This window comes from Streptomyces sp. CA-294286, from assembly GCF_050947155.1.
In the GTDB taxonomy this organism is placed as follows: Bacteria; Actinomycetota; Actinomycetes; order Streptomycetales; family Streptomycetaceae; genus Streptomyces.
This window is the reverse complement of sequence record NZ_CP192005.1, coordinates 4,089,321-4,103,827: the sequence shown is the minus strand read 5'-3', so window position 1 is coordinate 4,103,827 and position 14,507 is coordinate 4,089,321. Positions and strand designations below refer to the sequence as shown.

General features: G+C 71.7%; 15 protein-coding genes. 6 read left to right on the top strand and 9 right to left on the bottom strand.

Translation table 11 applies throughout. The features are described 5' to 3' along the window. Positions 1–303 precede the first annotated feature (303 nt). Positions 304–1,275, bottom strand: a complete 972-nt coding sequence (speB, locus tag ACQPZG_RS22950) for an agmatinase (protein WP_433547614.1) — start codon at positions 1,273–1,275, stop codon at positions 304–306. Positions 1,276–1,654: 379 nt separating this feature from the next. Continuing rightward, positions 1,655–2,317: a Uma2 family endonuclease gene (locus ACQPZG_RS22945; protein ID WP_433547613.1), complete on the bottom strand. Its 663-nt coding sequence runs from the start codon at positions 2,315–2,317 to the stop codon at positions 1,655–1,657. Positions 2,318–2,497: 180 nt separating this feature from the next. Between ACQPZG_RS22945 and ACQPZG_RS22940 the strand changes: the two genes are divergently transcribed. From ACQPZG_RS22940 to ACQPZG_RS22930, 3 genes are read left to right on the top strand one after another with little or no spacing between them, the layout of a single operon-like run. Next, positions 2,498–3,655: an acyl-CoA dehydrogenase family protein gene (locus tag ACQPZG_RS22940; RefSeq protein WP_433547612.1), complete on the top strand. Its 1,158-nt coding sequence runs from the start codon at positions 2,498–2,500 to the stop codon at positions 3,653–3,655. 23 nt (positions 3,656–3,678) lie between these two features. Next, complete coding sequence (tesB, locus tag ACQPZG_RS22935) at positions 3,679–4,587, top strand: acyl-CoA thioesterase II (RefSeq protein WP_433547611.1); 909 nt, start codon at positions 3,679–3,681, stop codon at positions 4,585–4,587. Between the two features lie 30 nt (positions 4,588–4,617). Beyond that, positions 4,618–5,595: a cation diffusion facilitator family transporter gene (locus ACQPZG_RS22930; protein ID WP_433547610.1), complete on the top strand. Its 978-nt coding sequence runs from the start codon at positions 4,618–4,620 to the stop codon at positions 5,593–5,595. Here the strand turns inward: ACQPZG_RS22930 and ACQPZG_RS22925 are convergent. The 3 genes from ACQPZG_RS22925 to ACQPZG_RS22915 form a co-directional block, all read right to left on the bottom strand. Beyond that, positions 5,565–6,344, bottom strand: a complete 780-nt coding sequence (locus tag ACQPZG_RS22925) for a phosphatase (RefSeq protein ID WP_433547609.1) — start codon at positions 6,342–6,344, stop codon at positions 5,565–5,567. The genes ACQPZG_RS22930 and ACQPZG_RS22925 overlap by 31 nt on opposite strands. 391 nt (positions 6,345–6,735) lie before the next feature. Next, complete coding sequence (locus tag ACQPZG_RS22920; protein WP_433547608.1) at positions 6,736–7,215, bottom strand: ATP-binding protein; 480 nt, start codon at positions 7,213–7,215, stop codon at positions 6,736–6,738. Continuing rightward, positions 7,212–7,553, bottom strand: a complete 342-nt coding sequence (locus ACQPZG_RS22915; protein WP_433547607.1) for a hypothetical protein — start codon at positions 7,551–7,553, stop codon at positions 7,212–7,214. Before ACQPZG_RS22915 ends, ACQPZG_RS22920 begins: the two co-directional genes overlap by 4 nt. A gap of 302 nt (positions 7,554–7,855) precedes the next feature. On the opposite strand from ACQPZG_RS22915, the gene ACQPZG_RS22910 reads away from it, so the two are divergent. Then, the gene (locus ACQPZG_RS22910) at positions 7,856–8,683 is read left to right on the top strand and encodes a helix-turn-helix domain-containing protein (RefSeq protein ID WP_433547606.1); all 828 of its coding nucleotides are present in this window, start codon (positions 7,856–7,858) and stop codon (positions 8,681–8,683) included. Next, the gene (locus ACQPZG_RS22905) at positions 8,680–8,892 is read left to right on the top strand and encodes a DUF397 domain-containing protein (protein ID WP_433547605.1); all 213 of its coding nucleotides are present in this window, start codon (positions 8,680–8,682) and stop codon (positions 8,890–8,892) included. Before ACQPZG_RS22910 ends, ACQPZG_RS22905 begins: the two co-directional genes overlap by 4 nt. Positions 8,893–9,022: 130 nt before the next feature. On the opposite strand, the gene ACQPZG_RS22900 is transcribed toward ACQPZG_RS22905, so the two are convergent. The 4 genes from ACQPZG_RS22900 to ACQPZG_RS22885 form a co-directional block, all read right to left on the bottom strand. Then, positions 9,023–9,214, bottom strand: a complete 192-nt coding sequence (locus tag ACQPZG_RS22900; RefSeq protein WP_433547604.1) for a hypothetical protein — start codon at positions 9,212–9,214, stop codon at positions 9,023–9,025. Between the two features lie 149 nt (positions 9,215–9,363). After that, on the bottom strand, positions 9,364–10,209 hold the full coding sequence (locus ACQPZG_RS22895) for a helix-turn-helix domain-containing protein (protein WP_433547603.1): 846 nt from the start codon (positions 10,207–10,209) through the stop codon (positions 9,364–9,366). Between the two features lie 171 nt (positions 10,210–10,380). Continuing rightward, the gene (locus ACQPZG_RS22890) at positions 10,381–10,989 is read right to left on the bottom strand and encodes an SACE_7040 family transcriptional regulator (protein WP_433547602.1); all 609 of its coding nucleotides are present in this window, start codon (positions 10,987–10,989) and stop codon (positions 10,381–10,383) included. A 22-nt stretch (positions 10,990–11,011) separates the two neighbouring features. Beyond that, positions 11,012–12,670 (bottom strand): DUF418 domain-containing protein, encoded by a 1,659-nt coding sequence (locus ACQPZG_RS22885; protein ID WP_433547601.1) that lies wholly within the window; start codon positions 12,668–12,670, stop codon positions 11,012–11,014. Between the two features lie 208 nt (positions 12,671–12,878). Here ACQPZG_RS22885 and ACQPZG_RS22880 point away from each other — a divergent pair, with 208 nt between their 5' ends. Further along, positions 12,879–14,507 (top strand): carboxyl transferase domain-containing protein, encoded by a 1,629-nt coding sequence (locus ACQPZG_RS22880; RefSeq protein WP_433547600.1) that lies wholly within the window; start codon positions 12,879–12,881, stop codon positions 14,505–14,507.

Here is a 14,507-nt window from a genome sequence, read left to right as displayed (position 1 = left end):
CCAGCTTGGCGCATGGGGGATGGGCGTTCGCGCATGCCTCCCCGGTGGGTGGCGGTGCGTGGGACGTACGGGCGGGCGGGGCATGCCGTCCGGTGGGGGCGGGGTACGGGCGGAGAGGTGCCGTCCGGCGGGGCCGGGGGCGGGGACGGCTGCCCGGAGGGCATGCCGTCAGGGGCGCGGGGAACTGCGCGACCAACCACGACGCACCCGCACGGGACCACGGCACACCCGCACAGGCCCCGTCCACAGTCGCAGAGCCCCGCGCAGGAACCGCACCCGCCCACCGCCCCGCACGGGAACCGCTCAGCCGCGCGCAGCCGCGATCTGCCGCGACATGATCGTAGTCAGCTCGTACGCCGTGTGGGACGCGGCGACCGACGTGATCTCGGCGTGGTCGTACGCCGGGGCGACCTCGACCACGTCGGCCGAGACGAGGTTGCAGGAGGACAGGCCGCGGATGATCTCCAGCAGTTCGCGGGAGGTGAGCCCGCCGGCCTCGGGCGTACCGGTGCCCGGCGCGTGCGCGGGGTCCAGTACGTCGATGTCGATCGAGATGTACAGCGGCCGGTCCCCGATCCGCTGCCGCAGCTGGTCGGCGACCTCGTCGACCCCGCGTCGCATGACGTCGGCGGACGTCACGATGCCGAAGCCCATCTTCTCGTCGTCCCGCAGGTCCTGCTTGCCGTACAGCGGACCGCGCGTGCCGACGTGCGACAGCGCCTCGGTGTCGAGGATGCCCTCCTCGACCGCGCGCCGGAACGGCGTGCCGTGCGTGTACTCCGCACCGAAGTACGTGTCCCACGTGTCGAGGTGCGCGTCGAAGTGCAGCAGCGCCACCGGCCCGTGCTTCTTCGCCACCGACCGCAGCAGCGGCAGCGCGATGGTGTGGTCGCCGCCGAGCGTCATCATGCGCGCGCCCGACCCCAGCAGGTCGTCGGCGGCGGCCTCGATCGTGTCGACGGCCTCGTTGATGTTGAACGGGTTCGCCGCGATGTCACCGGCGTCGGCGACCTGGGCGAGCGCGAAGGGGGAGGCGTCCTGTGCCGGGTTGTACGGCCGCAGCAGCCGGGAGGCCTCGCGGATCGCGTTGCCGCCGAAGCGCGCGCCGGGCCGGTAGGAGACCCCGGTGTCGAAGGGCACGCCGACGACCGCGACATCCGTACGTCCGCCGACCTCGTCCAGACGCGGCAGCCGGGCGAACGTCGCCGGGCCGGCGTACCGGGGGATGCGGGACGAGTCGACGGGGCCGCGGGGCTCGGAGGAGGGAGTGTTCATGAGGTCGAGCGTAGGCAGGGCTGCGGATTCCGCACATGTACGGATGCGATGAAGCGGGGCGCGGTTTTGGCCGCACCGGACAGATCGACACCGGACGGGCACGTCGGAACCACTCCCCCGACCCGCGCCCCGGCCCCGCCCCGGACCCCGGACCCGCGCCCCAGCCGCGCCCGGGAGAGGCACGCCCCCCGCCGCACCCCAGCCCCAGGCCCGCGCCCCGGAGATCGACGCCCCGGACCCGCACCGCAGCCCCTCCCCAGTGCCTCACACCCCGGACCCGCGCCGCAGCCCTGCCCCAGTGCCTCACGCCCCTGGCCCGCACCCGCACCCCGGCCCCGCCCCGGCGCCCCACGCCCCGGCCCGCGCCCGGACCCGCGTCTCAGAACCGCACCAGCGCGTCGAGGTCGATCTCCACCGGGAACGGCACGGACGTCCGCAGCGTCCCCTGGTGCACGGGCGTCTCGGGGCTCGGTGCGTACACGCCCGCCCCGTGGTGCAGCCAGAACTCGTACACCGCGGGCCTGCCGCCCTCGCCCCGTTCGACCCGCCAGTAGTACGGGACCCCGACGGCCGCGTACGTGCCCGGCTTGCGGAACCGGTCGTCGGAGCGCGAACCGTGCGAGACGACCTCGACCGCGAGAGCGAGCCTCCCGATGGGGACGCACTCCAGGACCAGCGGGTCGAGTCCCCGGTGGTCGAAGACGACGACGTCGGGCTTGGGCACGTTGCTCTCGTCGAGCAGGACGCAGCGCCGCACTCCGGCGGAGTACGGCGGGGTCCGCGCCTGCCGCAGCGCGAAGGCCAGTCCGTCCCGCACCATGTCGTGCCACTGGTCCGTCATCCCCCGCGGCATGATCGCCCCGTCGACCAGGTCCCAGTCGAACGGCAGCCGGAGGTCCCTGACCTGGCCGTACGCCCAGCCGTCCGGCGGCGTGAGCATCCAGTTCTCGGTGTTGGCCCGTTCGCACTGCGCTTTCCGTGCTGCTTCTGCGGCCATCGCTGCTCCCAGGGAGGGGACGGTGTCGGAGTCCGTGGCGCTCACGGCCCCGTCCGACGTTACCGCCGCCCACGGGGGTGACGCCTGGCGTGAGCGGTGCGCCCCCCGTGTGGTCCCCCCAACACCGCGTTCCCCTGGACACCCCCATAACCGACCGGTAACTTTTGCCAGACAACTGAGCAAGCGCTTAGCCGCGGCTCCCCGAGCTCCGAAGGAGGCGTTCCCGTGCGCCGTACCGTATTCAACGAGGACCACGAGGCGTTCCGGGACACCATCCGGGCCTTCATCGAGGCCGAGGTCGTCCCCGTGTACGACGAGTGGTTCGCCGCGGGTCAGGCGCCGCGCGAGTTCTACTACAAGCTCGGCGAGCTGGGCGTCTTCGGCATCAACGTTCCCGAGGAGTTCGGCGGCGCGGGCCTGGACACGCACAAGTTCGAGGCGGTGCTGTACGAGGAGACCTCGCGCGCCGGCGTCACGTTCGGCGGCTCCGGGGTGCACGTGCTCCTCGCCCTCCCGTACCTCAAGATGCTCGCCAACGACGAACAGAAGAAGCGCTACCTGGAGAAGTTCGTCTCCGGCGAGGAGATGTGGGCGCTCGCCATGACGGAGCCGGGCACCGGCTCGGACGTCGCGGGCATGAAGACCACCGCGAAGCTCTCCGAGGACGGCACGCACTACGTCCTCAACGGCGCGAAGACCTTCATCACGGGCGGCGTGCACGCGGACCGCATGATCGTCTGCGCCCGCACCTCCGCCCCGCGCGAGGACGACCGCCGCTTCGGCATCTCCCTGTTCGCCGTGGACACCAAGTCCGCGGGCTACTCCGTCGGCCGCAAGCTGGACAAGCTGGGCCTGCGCACCTCCGACACCGCCGAGCTGGCGTTCGTCGACGTGAAGGTGCCCGTCGAGGACCTGCTCGGCGAGGAGAACAAGGGCTTCGGCTACCTGGGCCACAACCTGGCCTCCGAGCGCTGGGGCATCGCGTTCGGCGCGTACGCCCAGGCGAAGGCGGCGGTCCGTTTCGCCAAGCAGTACGTGCAGGAGCGCACCGTCTTCGGCAAGCCGGTCGCCGCGTTCCAGAACACCAAGTTCGAACTGGCCGCCTGCCAGGCCGAGGTGGACGCCGCGCAGGCGGTCGCCGACCGCGCCCTGGAAGCGCTGGACGCCGGTGAGCTGACGGCCGCGGAGGCCGCGTCGGCGAAGCTGTTCACCACCGAGGTCGCGCACCGCGTGATCGACAAGTGCCTCCAGCTGCACGGCGGTTACGGCTTCATGAACGAGTACCCCATCGCCCGTCTGTACGCCGACAACCGCGTGAACCGGATCTACGGCGGCACCAGCGAGGTCATGAAGATGATCATCGCCAAGGACATGGGCCTGTAGCACCCACCTGCTACAACTCGACCATGTCGCACACATCTCCCGGGGGACGCCCCCCGCACCCCCGAGAGGCGCTCGACGCCCTGCTCGATCTGCTCGACCTGGAGCAGATCGAGCAGGACATCTTCCGGGGCGTGAGCCGCTCGGCGGTCGTCCCCCGCGTCTTCGGCGGCCAGGTCGCCGCGCAGGCCCTGGTCGCCGCAGGCCGCACGGTCCCCGCCGACCGGCTCCCGCACTCGCTGCACGCGTACTTCCTGCGCGCCGGCGACCCGGCCGCCCCGATCGTCTACACCGTCGACCGGATCCGCGACGGCCGCTCCTTCACCACCCGCCGGGTCGTCGCCGTGCAGCACGGGCACCCGGTCTTCCACCTCTCGGCGTCCTTCCAGACGCACGAGGAGGGTCTGGAGCACCAGGCGGCGATGCCCGCCGCCCCGGACCCGGAGTCGCTGCCCACCTCCGCCGAGACCCTGCCCCGGTACGCGGACCGCTTCCTCGACCCGGACACCGCCGACCGCATCCTGGAGGCCCGCGCGGCGATCGACCTGCGGTACGTGGACCCGCCGCCGTACGTCACGGCCGGTGAGCCCCGCGAGCCGCGCTCCCAGGTGTGGTTCCGCACCAACGGCAAGCTCGACGACGACCCCCTGCTGCACGTCTGCCTCGCCACGTACGTCTCCGACATGACCCTCCTGGACTCCGTCCTGCTGGCGCACGGCCGGGGCGGCTGGGCGACGGGCGACGTGGTCGGGGCGTCGCTGGACCACGCGATGTGGTTCCACCGCCCGTTCCGCGCGGACGAATGGCTCCTCTACGACCAGGAGTCGCCCTCCGCCTCGGGCGGTCGCGGCCTGGGCCAGGCGCGCATCCACACCCAGGACGGCCGGCTCGCGATCTCCGTCATCCAGGAGGGCGTGGTGCGGGTCCCGCGCTGAACGTCCCGCCCGCCCCCTTACGGTCTGCACATGAGCGAAAAGGGCGAAAAACCCCCAAGGGGCGAAAAGGGCGGCGAGAGCACCTTCACGGTCGTCGTCGCGGCGGTCGCCAACCTCGGCATCGCCGTCGCGAAGGCGGTCGCGGGCGCGATCAGCGGTTCGAGCGCGATGCTGTCGGAGGCGGCCCACTCGGTGGCCGACACCGTCACCGAACTCCTTCTGCTCACCGCGCTCAAACGCAGCGGCAAACCCGCCGACGCCCAGCACCCGCTGGGCCACGGCCCGGAGCGGTACATCTGGGCGATGCTCGCCTCCGTCGCCACCTTCGTCGGCGGCGCGGTCTTCTCGGTCTACGACGGCATCCACACCCTCACCCACGGCGAGGAACTCGGGAACCCGCTGGTCTCCTACGTCGTCCTGGCCGTCGCCTTCCTCCTGGAGGGCTACTCGCTGCGCACCGGCGTCAAGCAGGTCCGCGCCGAGGCCGCCCGGCTGGGCACACCCGTCGGCCGCTACTTCCGGCTCACCCCGGACACGGCCGTCAAGGCGGTCGTCATGGAGGACTCGGCTGCCCTGGCCGGTCTGCTGCTGGCGGCGGCGGGCCTGGGAATGGGACAGCTCACCGGTTCCGGCGTGTGGGACGGCCTCGCCTCCGTCCTCATCGGACTGCTGCTGGTGTACGTGGCGTGGGTGCTGGGCCGCAGCAACGCCCAACTCCTCATCGGCCGCGCCCTGCCGGCCGAGATGCGCGCGGGGGTGCGGGAGGAACTCCTCTCCGTCCCGCACATCGAGGGCGTCCTCGACCTCACCACCCTCATCCAGGGTCCGTCGGAGGTCCTCGTCGCCGCGAAGATCGACTTCCGGGACGTCTCCTCCGCCGCCGAGGTCGAGTGGGCCTGCGAGGAGGCCGAACAGCAGCTCCGCGAGCGCTACCCGGCCATCACCCGCGTCTACCTCGACCCGACGCCCCGCCGGGGTCAGAGCAGGCCGGCCGCGTCCAGCAGGTAGTCCGTCATCGGCTCGTAGAAGTACGGGTCGACGACGTGGTCGTCCAGCGGAACGGTCACCGCCATGACCCCCTCCGCCTCCCCGAGGAACAGCGCGGGGTCGTTGCAGTCCGCGTACCCGATCGAATCGAGCCCGCGCTGCGCGGCGCACCCCGCCCACCCGTGGTCGGCGAACACCAGGTCGGGCAGGGCCTCCCCGTTGCGCTCCAGCCCGTCCAGGATCGCGGTCATCGGCGCCGGCGAGTGCGTGTGCCACAGGGTCGCCCCCCGTTCAAAGACCGCCACGTCCGCGAACTGCACCACGAACCCCTCGTCGGCGGTCAGCCCGCCGGGGATCCGCACCACGTCGCACCCGGCCGCCCGCAGCGCCCTGGCGGTCGCCCCGTGCACGTTCAGCAGCGAACCGGGGTGCCCGGTCGCGAACAGCACCCGCTGCCGGTCGTCGACCGCCTTGCGCAGCCGCGCCGCCGCCCGGTCCAGCGCGTCGACGGTCAGCTCCGGGTCGATGGTGTCCTGCCCGTGCCGGTGCTCCGGGTCGTCGCTCACCCCGCACCGCTCGGCCATCACGGCGAGCACGTCCTGCTCGTCCGCCCACCGGTCCCCCAGCTCGATCCCGAGCCAGTAGTGGCGGTCACCGTTCGCGAGCTTGCGGTAGTGCGAGAGGTTGTTGTCGCGCGGGGTGGCCACGTCCCCGGCGATACGCGTACGGACGAGATGGTCGACGAGGGCGGCACGGCTCAGTATCGGCATGCGTTCCATTCTGCCGGGCGCACGCGGGGACAGGCCGGGAGTTCCGCCGGGTGGACGGAACGGCTGCACGGACGGCCACCGCGCGGGCACGACCACCTTGCCCCTCGCCACCTCCTCCTCGCCCGCCCAGCCCGGTCCGGTTGCGCGCCCGTCCGGGCCAAGCTCCCCGCAGGGGCCCCGGGGCAATGCCGCGCTGCCTCGTGCCCCCGGGACGTCTCTCGGGCCCCTGCCCCTGGTACCGCCTCCCGCTCATCGGCGAGGTGGCGGCGGCACGGGCCTCGGGTGCCGGTCCGGCCCCACCCGCGGACCGGGCGGTCACACCCGCCGGGTCGGCGGGCGTGTCCGGGCGCGGACGGCACCGCCACCGGAGCGGCGCCGCGCCGGGGCGTCCTCAGCCGTCCCGGGCGATCCGCCCGTCGACGACGCAGACCTTCCGCTCCCCCACTTCGTCCGCCACCCCGCACTCGGCCCACACGTACTTCCCGGGTCCGTTCCGCGCCGCGACGCCCCACCGGTCGGCGACCGCCCCGACCAGCAGCAGCCCGCGTCCCCCGGACGCATCCGGCTCCGCCGACGTCCCGTCCACCGCCAGGGGCCACCTCGCGGACGCGTCGTGCACTTCCAGCCGTACGCCTCTGCCACCGCAACCGGCCTGCTGGAACCGCGTCTCCACCAGTCGGCCGGGCACCCGCCCGTGGCGCAGGGAGTTCGTGAGCAGTTCGGACAGGACGAGCGTCGCCGCGTCCGTCACCTCCCCCGCCGTTCCCCAGCCCGCCAGCACCTTGCCCAGTTCGGCACGGGCCTTCCCGACCGCACGCGGGTCGTAGTTCCAGCGCAGCACGACGGGGGCGCTGTCCCCCTCGGCGGTCATCGGGCGACCACCACACCGTGAATGACGCGGGGCCCGGAGTCGATGCCGTACGAGGCCAGCCAGAGCGCCCGCCGCCGCTGCCGACGCAGCCCGGCCTCGACGCGCTCCGCCCTGTCGTACGCGATGCGCTCGGCGGACCGGAGGGAACGGCCGGCCGAGTCGCGCAGGTCGGGAAAGGACCCGGGCCCGAAGAGGGCGGCCGCCGTCCGGCACACGACGATCCGCCGATGGGGGCGCGGGACGCGGACCTCGCCGCGTGCGGCGCTCACGACGTACCGGGCCCTCGTGGCCGGAAACCGCAGCAGCGGCCGGAGGAGGCGGGAGATAGGGTTCTGCACGTTGACGCTCCTTAGCAAGCGTTGACCATGCCCCCGGACCGGTTCCAGCGGTCGCGGGGGTTCTTGGGTGTGGTCGCCCGCGTGCCACCACGATCACCGGAGTGTGAGCACTTGAAAGCACTGTGCGACCACGGGAACAGCGTGCCCGCAACCGGCCCTTGTTGCAATGCCATCCAGTGAAGTGCACGTGCACTTGTAGAAGTTCGAGTGCCGTTCGATCGAGCCGCCGGACATACTGAGCACAACTGAATGGCACGGGGGAGGTAGTTGAGTTGTCGGCAATTCCCACCATGCGGCGACGCATGCTCGGCGCCGAGCTTCGCAAGATCCGTGAGGAACTCCGGCTCACCGCAGACGGAGTGGCCGAAGCGATGAAATGGCACGCTTCCAAAGTCAGCCGACTGGAAAGCGGCCGGAGCGGTTTGCGGGCACACGAAGTCACCACTCTGCTGGACCTGTACGGCGTACACGACGAGGAGCGGCGAAGCGGTCTGGAGACTCTGGCCCGCGAGGGCAAGCGCCGGGTCTGGTGGCAGCCGTACAACGATGTACTGACCCCGCGCTACCTTGACTACATCAGCTTTGAGGCAGATTCCTCATCAGTGCGCTGCTTCGAAACGACGTTGATCCCTGGCCTGTTGCAGACCCCGGACTACGCCCGCTCCGTCATTCGTGCCTTGCCGCCCGAATCGTCGGCCGACGAGGTGAACGCACTGGTGGAGGTCCGCATGGCCCGCCAGAACGCTGCTCTCAAACGTGAGGATCCGCTCAAGTTGTGGGCAATCCTCGACGAGTCGATCCTTCACCGCGAGGTGGGCGGCCCCGCACAACTGCGCAAGCAGCTCGCGCACTTGCTGGACATGCAAGAAGAACCGAACATCACCCTGCAGGTGTTGCCGTTCGACGCCGGCTCGCACGCGGGCATGCTCGGACCTTTCGTCATCATGCAGTTCCCGGTGCAGGCCGACCTGGACGTGGTCTACTCGGAAGGACTGGCCAGTAGTGTCTACCTCGAACGGGACTCCGACCGGGCAGTGTACGGCCGGACCTTCGACCTACTGCGCGCAGCCGCGCGAGGCGTAGATCCTTCGCGTGACATGATCGCGCGGCGAGTAAGGGAACTGACGTGAAGCACACAGACAAGCCCCTTGCCGACCTCGGCAGCCTGTCCTGGCGCAGGAGCAGCTACAGCGGCAACCAGGGGAACTGCGTCGAGATTTCGGGAGGGCTCCCGACCGCTGTGCCGGTGCGGGACAGCAAACGCCCCACCGGCCCTGCCCTCCTCTTCACCCCTCACGCATGGGCCGCCTTCGTGGCCGACCTGAAGCACTCCGCCTAGCCGCTCGGGCCGACAACCGGGCCCGGCCCCTCCGTCCCCCTGGCCCGACACGGCCAGCGGGACGGAGGTCACGCGCCGTCCACTGGCGGCGTGGGGCGACAGCGCTACCGGGACCGGGGAACCGGCACCCTCACTTGCCGCCCCCTCCCTGCGGTTGCGGGTCGCGCGGGGCCTCGGGCGGCATGGGACCGCCATCGTGCTTGCCGCCGTCGGCGACGACGGGCAGGTCTGCCGGGTGTCGGAAGGGAACGCCGCGCCACCCTTCGCCGTCCGGGACGCGCTTCTCGTACGTATCGACGTGGGCGGAGTTGCAGAAGTCCACCGGGATTCTCCTCTCGGGGCCACCTCGCCGCGGTGGCGAGGAACGCGGGCGGAAGTACCCGTCACCCGGAAGGTAGAGCGGCCGATTGCCCGACTGCGCGTCGGTTGCGCGGGATTGCGCGTGGTTGCGCAGCAGTTGAGCCCGATTGCCTAGGTCGGCCGGTCCAACGACGCCCGAACCCGTCCGATGAGGCGTTGCGCGTCCGTGCCGTGGACGGCAGATTCCGCGAGCCAGTCCCAGGCCCGTTCGTACAAGGAGATGGTGTCTTCGTCTTCGAGCCACATCTCGTTGCTGATGGTCTCGACGATGACCAGGCGGCGGTCGTAGATCCAGAAGCCGTGTGCGGGGGTGCGGCGCACCTCCGCACGGAGCGGGATCACGCCGAGTTCCACGGTGTCCAGACCAACCAGACCGATCAGCCGCTCAAGTTGAGCCGCATGCACGTCCGCAGGGCAGATACGCAGATGGAGCGCACCTTCCCAGATCAGGAAGCGGAAGCGGCGGCCGGGCTCGTACAGAACTTCTTGGCCCCTGATACGTGCACGCACTGCCTCATCGGTGTCCTTCTCGATCCGATGGAACTCCACATTCGCGCGGAACACCCACCTCGCATACTCAGCCGTCTGGAACAGCCCAGGAACGAGCGCGACCTCCACCCCCCGGATGGTCCGGCTGCCACCGGTCTCCGCGATTCCCTGTTCCTGACGCGCACGATGGCCGCGCGCCAACTGCCTGCGCCACGACCGGTACTGCGATTCGAGGCCCGTCAAACGCCCCTGCAACTCGGAGACACAATCCGGTCTTCCCACGGCTACGGCCCAAGAAGCGAGGTCCGCCGCCGACGGGGTCTGCTTCCCGTTCTCCAGCCGGGACACTTTCGAACGCTGCCACCCCAGCCGGGCGGCAGCGCCCTTTCCGTCGAGGCCCGCCTCGACGCGCAGTTCGCGCAACCGCGCGCCGAGGGCAACCCTGGCCGACTGAAAGTCCGTGCTCACATGGTCGAACGTACCTGCTGGTCGGCCTGGGCGGTACGGCGCGCGTGATGCCAAGCGGCATCACGCGCGTGGCATGCGACGGCGACGTCTGCGGGGTCCTCGCTGACGATGACGCCATGCGTGACGTCGTTGTCGTCGATGACGAAGCGAACGACGGTCCGCCCGCGCCCCTCAGTCTCCCAGCGCCCCGAACGCCCCGTGGGCCAGCCGGCGCAGCAGTGCCTCCGTCGCGCCCCGGTCCGGGAGGCCCGAGCCCAGGTGGGGGGTGGAGTTGAGTAGCCCGAAGACGGCGTGGACGGCGGCGCGGGCTTCGGACTCGGGGGTCGCGGGGTGCAGGTCACGGACCGTGGCGACCCACAACTCCACGTACTGGCGCTGGAGTTGACGCACCCGGTGCCGGTCGTCGTGGCGCAGTCGGTCGAGTTCGCGGTCGTGCAGGGTGATGAGGGGGCGGTCGTCGAGGGCGAAGTCGATGTGGCCGTCGACGAGGGCGGCGAGGAGGGTGGCGGGGTCTCCCGCCGACGCCTCCACCCGGACCCGGCCGCCTTCCAGGAGGCGCTCACTGATGCCGACCAGGAGTTCCGCGAGCATCGCGTCCTTGCCGGCGAAGTGGCGGTAGAGGCCGGGTCCGCTGATGCCGACCGCCGCGCCTATCTCGTCGACGCCCACCCCGTGGAAGCCGCGCTCGGCGAAGAGGCGCGCGGCTTCCCTGAGGATCTGCTCGCGGCGGGTCGGGGCCGCGACCCGGGACGTTCCGCCGGGGGCGGCTGGGGTGTTCATGAGGGCATTCTAGACCGTGTGGTTAGCGCTCGTTAACTCGTCCGGCATCCGGTCGCGGGGAGGCGGCGACCGGCCTGCGCCACAGGGTGAACGTGCGCAGCAGCCACTCCACGGGCCCGTGCCGGAAGCGCCGCATCAGCGGTCCGGCGACGGCGAGCTGGGCCGCGTACAGGAGGAGGGCGAGGAGTACCGGGACGGCGACGCCCAGCTTCGCGTACAGCCCGAGCCCGTAGCCGGTGAAGACCAGGGCCATGACCAGGGACTGGGTGAGGTAGAGGGTCAGGGACATGCGCCCGGCCGGGGCGAGGAGGGAGACCGCGCGGCGGCCCGGACGGGTGCGGAAGAAGAGAAGCAGTCCGGCCACGTACGCGGCCGTCAGCGCCGGGGCGGACAGCATGCCGACCGCCATGCCCAGGAACTGCCACCGCTCGGACAGCACGCCGCCCGTCGCGCACGCCGAGAGCGCGGACAGCGGCGCGCCGACCGCCAGACCGATCCGTACGGTACGGCGCAGGCGTGCCGGTTCCGCGCGGTCGAACCAGCCGGTACGGGCCGCCGCCAGCCCCATCAGGAACGCCGGCACCACCATCCCCGCCATGAACACCGCGCCGATCAGCATCAACGGGTACTGGCCCACGTTCGCACCGATCACGTCGGCGGCCGAGCCCCGGTAGGCGGCGGCCAGTGCGGCGGCTTCCGCACGCGCCTCGGCCGCGTCGCCCGGTTCCGGCCCGACGAGCACGGTCAGTGCGGAGAAGAGCATGAGGAGGACGGCGAACACCCCCCAGGTCCAGGTCGCGGCCCGGTACGCGCCGCCGGGGGAGGCGTTGCGGGCGGCGAGCAGGATGAGCCCCAGGAGCGCGTACGTCACGAGGATGTCGCCGACGAAGAGGAACACGGCGTGCAGGAGGCCGAGGGCGAGCAGGCCGAGCAGACGGCGGACCGTACGGGGAGCGAACCGGGCGCCGTCGCGTGCGGCGGAGGCCATCTGCAGGGTGAAGCCGTAACCGAAGAGGAAGGCGAACAGGAGGTAGAACTTGCCCGCCGCGAGGAAGGTCACCAAGTGGGCGAAAGCCTCGTCCAGCGCCCCGGGGGCCACCGACCCCGCAACCGCGCTCCCGCTGGCGCCCGCGCCTCCCGCACCGCCGGTCAGGCTGCTCATTTCGGCGGCACCGGACATCATCAGCACGTTCACGACCAGGATCCCGGCGAGCGCGAACCCGCGCAGGGCGTCGATCTCGGTGATCCGACGGAGGTGACCTGGCGGGACGACGGGGACCGGAGAGGTCCGGAAGGCCGCCGGGTGCGGGTGGTGGGGCGGGTACGGGTGCTGGGGGGAATGCGGATGCGGGGCCGGGTGCGCGTGCGAGTGCGGAGCCGGGGGCGGGGGTGCGTGAAGGGGCTGGAGCGCGTGCGGATGCTGGGGCGGGACCGCGTCCGGGCCCGGGTCCGGGTGATGGTCCGGGTGGTGGGGCGGGTGCGGGTGGTGGTCCGACTCCGGGTGCTGGGGCGGGACCGGGCGCCGGGGCTGGAACGGGCGCTCCGGCTCCGGGTGCCGAGGCGGGTCCGGGTGCCGGGGCGGGTCCCCCGCCGCGTCCTGCACGCCCCGACCGTCCCGCGTCCCCCGTATCGCCCGTTCGGAGGTACCCGTGTCCCCCGGGGGCCGTTCGTTCGTGGTCATCCGACGATCATGACGTGGCCGTCTCCCGCCCCGGCACCCGGCCCGGACCCCGCGCCAACTCCCCCTCCGCGCGGCCCCGTCACCCCTGGACAGGGCCGTTAGCGCTCGTTAACCTCGGAGAGGCGTTAACGGTCACTAACCGCGCGCGGCGGGTACCCGTGCCCGCCCGCGCGGCACGCACATCCGGCGGGCAAGGGAGCTCGACAGAATGCAGCAGCAGCCACCCCAGGCACCGGTGCTGACCAGCACCGCCGACCCCTCGTCGGCGGTCTGGCAGGCCAACGAGGCCGCCCATCGCAAGCTGGCGGACGACCTCCGCGCCCGGCTCGCAGCCGCCCGGCTCGGGGGTGGCGAGAAGTCCCGGGCGCGGCACGTCGCACGCGGCAAGCTCCTGCCGCGCGACCGCGTGGACACCCTCCTGGACCCGGGTTCGCCCTTCCTGGAGCTGGCCCCGCTCGCCGCGAACGGGATGTACGAGGACCAGGCGCCGGCCGCCGGGGTGATCGCCGGGATCGGCCGGGTGAGCGGGCGCGAGTGCGTGATCGTCGCCAACGACGCCACCGTCAAGGGCGGCACGTACTACCCGATGACCGTCAAGAAGCACCTGCGGGCGCAGGAGGTGGCGCTGGAGAACCGCCTCCCCTGCCTGTACCTGGTGGACTCGGGCGGTGCCTTCCTGCCCCTGCAGGACGAGGTGTTCCCCGACCGTGAGCACTTCGGGCGGATCTTCTACAACCAGGCCCGGATGTCGGGAGCCGGGATCCCGCAGATCGCGGCCGTGCTCGGGTCGTGCACGGCGGGCGGGGCGTACGTGCCCGCGATGAGCGACGAAGCCGTGATCGTCCGGAACCAGGGCACGATCTTCCTGGGCGGCCCGCCGCTGGTGAAGGCCGCGACCGGCGAGGTCGTCACCGCCGAGGAATTGGGCGGCGGCGAGGTCCACTCCCGTACGTCCGGCGTCACCGACCATCTCGCCGAGGACGACGCGCACGCACTGAGGATCGTCAGGAACATCGTCGCGACGCTGCCCGCTCGCGGACAACTGCCCTGGTCCGTGCGGGAGGTCGAGGAGCCGGAGGTCGACCCTGCCGGGTTGTACGGGGCCGTTCCCGTCGACTCCCGCACCCCCTACGACGTCCGCGAGGTCATCGCCCGCGTCGTCGACGGCTCCCGCTTCCAGGAGTTCAAGTCGGAGTACGGGCAGACGCTGGTCACCGGTTTCGCCCGCATCCACGGACACCCGGTCGGCATCGTCGCCAACAACGGCATCCTGTTCTCCGAGTCGGCCCAGAAGGGCGCGCACTTCGTCGAGCTGTGCGACCAGCGCGGCATTCCGCTGCTCTTCCTCCAGAACATCTCCGGTTTCATGGTGGGACGCGACTACGAGGCGGGCGGCATCGCCAAGCACGGCGCGAAGATGGTCACCGCCGTCGCGTGCACGCGGGTGCCGAAGCTGACCGTCGTCGTCGGCGGCTCGTACGGCGCGGGCAACTACTCGATGTGCGGGCGGGCGTACTCCCCCCGCTTCCTGTGGATGTGGCCCAACGCGAAGATCTCCGTCATGGGCGGCGAGCAGGCCGCCTCCGTACTGGCCACGGTCAAGCGGGACCAGATCGAGGGCCGGGGCGAGCAGTGGCCGGCGGACGCCGAGGAGGAGTTCAAGGACCCGATCCGCGCCCAGTACGAGACGCAGGGCAACGCCTACTACGCGTCCGCCCGCCTCTGGGACGACGGCGTCATCGACCCCCTCGAAACCCGTCAGGTCCTCGGCCTCGCCCTCACCGCCTGCGCCAACGCCCCGCTCGCCGACCCCGCCTTCGGCGTCTTCCGGATGTGA